This window comes from Bartonella sp. AA1HLJMS (assembly GCF_042197445.1).
GTDB lineage: Bacteria > Pseudomonadota > Alphaproteobacteria > Rhizobiales > Rhizobiaceae > Bartonella.
Genome location: NZ_JBHIRW010000115.1, coordinates 1 through 2,351 on the forward strand (window position 1 = coordinate 1; position 2,351 = coordinate 2,351).

At 41.0% G+C, this 2,351-nt stretch carries 2 protein-coding genes and 1 pseudogene; all 3 read left to right on the plus strand.

Translation table 11 applies throughout. From position 1 onward, the window contains the following. Positions 1–251: 251 nt before the first annotated feature. Positions 252–1,433 (plus strand): tyrosine-type recombinase/integrase, encoded by a 1,182-nt coding sequence (locus ACFIQE_RS09620; protein WP_375641019.1) that lies wholly within the window; start codon positions 252–254, stop codon positions 1,431–1,433. A gap of 177 nt (positions 1,434–1,610) precedes the next feature. Then, positions 1,611–1,811 (plus strand): AlpA family transcriptional regulator, encoded by a 201-nt coding sequence (locus ACFIQE_RS09625; protein WP_015856773.1) that lies wholly within the window; start codon positions 1,611–1,613, stop codon positions 1,809–1,811. 99 nt (positions 1,812–1,910) lie between these two features. Then, a pseudogene (locus ACFIQE_RS09630) lies at positions 1,911–2,351 on the plus strand (virulence-associated protein E); the annotation flags it as partial.

Below are 2,351 nucleotides of genomic sequence, written 5' to 3' on the forward strand. Positions count from 1 at the left end.
AAAAATGTAGATTTTTGGCTTTCACTTGATGTCCCCACCGGTTGCGAGCGCCCTCGCATTAGTATTCCGGGGTCTGGCAACACATTGATTTATAATAATAAATCATCCTTTTTCAACTTGAATCATAACTCCGAATATAGTAAGATTTTCTCATCACAAACCCTCTCAGATTGAATCAATTAATATCACTTGCTTGCACGTCAAAAGCGGGGCTGGTGTGTGGGTAAAAATTGTACAAGAAAGGAGTAAAAATGGTTCTTATGAATCGTCTTAATGCAAGGGCTGTCGCAACATTGGGGGCTGGCAAATATAATGATGGTGCCGGCTTGCTTCTCCATAAGCGTAAAGATGGTGGTGCTCAATGGCTTTATCGTTATACCATTCATGGTCGGCGCCGCGAAATGGGCTTGGGTGCGTTGCGAAATGTTTCTTTAAAAAAAGCCCGTGAATTAGCAAATCAATGGCGTTCTGTTTTGCATGAGGGGCGTGATCCCATTAAAGAACGTGAGAAACAAAAGCGTGAGGCAATAAGTAATCTCCATTACCTAAAAGACATTGCCTTAGATGCTTTTGAAAGTCGTAAAGCTGAATTAAAAGGAGATGGCAAGGCTGGGAATTGGTTTCTACCTTTACAACTTTATATTCTCCCCAAATTAGGCTGTATTCCTATTTCAGAAATTACACAAACAGAGATACGCAATGTTCTTGCTCCCATTTGGCATGCAAAAGCTGCAACCGCAGAGAAAGCAATAAATCGTCTTAATATTTGTCTCAAACATGCTGCTGCTTTGGGGCTGGATGTTGATTTACAAGCAACGATAAAAGCACGGGCTCTCTTAGGGAAACAACGCCATAAAGCACAAAATTTACCAGCAATGGACTGGAAAGATGTTCCTGCCTTTTATCAGTCACTCTGCAAAACAACAACAATGACACAACTGGCTTTGCGTTTGCTTATTCTTACAGGCGTTCGTACACGTCCTTTGCGCTATATGCATAAAGATCAGATTGATGGGGATATATGGACCATTCCTGCTGAAAGTATGAAAGGACGACGCGATGCTACAGAAGAATTCCGCGTTCCTTTATCATCAGAAGCACTAAAAGTGATTAAACAAGCACGCCTTTTATCTCGTAATGGGTTTCTTTTTTCTGCAACCGGTCGTGGTCCCCTTGCACAGAACAGCATGTTACAATACATGAAAAAAACAGGACTTGAAGCCTGTCCGCATGGTTTTCGCTCTAGTTTACGTGATTGGCTCGCAGAAACAACCAATGCCCCTTATGAGGTCGCTGAAACCATTCTAGGTCATACGGTTGGGGGAAAAGTGGAGCGTGCCTATCGTCGCACAGACTATTTAGAACAGCGTCGTATTTTTATGGATAGATGGGCTTCTTATGTTACTGATCAAAACAATAAAAGTTGTGGATAGCTCTATGTCTCCATTTTCCTTATTTTATCCATAACGGATAATACAATCACAAATTATTGCTTCTCTTGATAAAAAATCACAAGATATTGTTTTTTTTGCTGGAAAAGTTTGCTACGAATTGCTATTTATATATAGTTAATAAACAGTGATTCTATCATTTAATATAAAGGGGATTCCATGATTCCAAACGGACCACTCCTCACAGTACGTGAGAGTGCAAAACTACTTAATATAAGCGTTTCAACACTTTGGCGGCGGGTCGCTGATGGCTCGGTACCAAAGCCTTTAAAGATTGGTTCCTTAGCGCGCTGGTTACAATCTGACCTTTGCGATGTAATCGAAAAGGCAAAAAACCAACGTGGCAACGACGCCGCCTAAAGAAAACTTCGCCTTATAGGACAGACAAAGTATTTCGACTTTCGCAAATCCCGAAATAACAGAATCTGTCCTGTAATGCAAGTAGCAGGAAGGGATTTTATGCATTTTACAAATGCTACAACAAGCGATGCTTATGCATTGCATACAACAGCTCAAAAAATTACTTGTGCATTACGTGGAGTTTGGCATGGGCGTTATGGAACAGCCCGTTGCCCTGCTCATGATGATAGGCTGCCTAGCTTATCCCTTGTCAATGGACATGATGGGCGTCTTTTACTCTATTGTTATGCTGGCTGCTCTTTTAGAGAGATCATACAAGCGCTTATTAGAATTGGCTTGCTTGGAAAACAAGCCTTTTTTGATAAAGCTTATGATCAGACGCTCTCTTTCTCCAAACAGTTTTGTGCTGATCTCAAACGAGCAAAACAGAAAGCAGAGAGAGCAAAAGCAATTTGGCAACAAAGCCAACCAATCAAAAATACTTTAGCAGAAACCTATTTACGTATGCGGGGTATTACATGTGATTTGCCTGCTGATTTA

Excerpts from the sequence above, each read along its gene's own strand:
- ACFIQE_RS09620 (WP_375641019.1), top strand. The coding sequence starts at position 252 with ATGGTTCTTATGAATCGTCTTAATGCAAGGGCTGTCGCAACATTGGGG.
- ACFIQE_RS09625 (WP_015856773.1), top strand. The coding sequence starts at position 1,611 with ATGATTCCAAACGGACCACTCCTCACAGTACGTGAGAGTGCAAAACTA.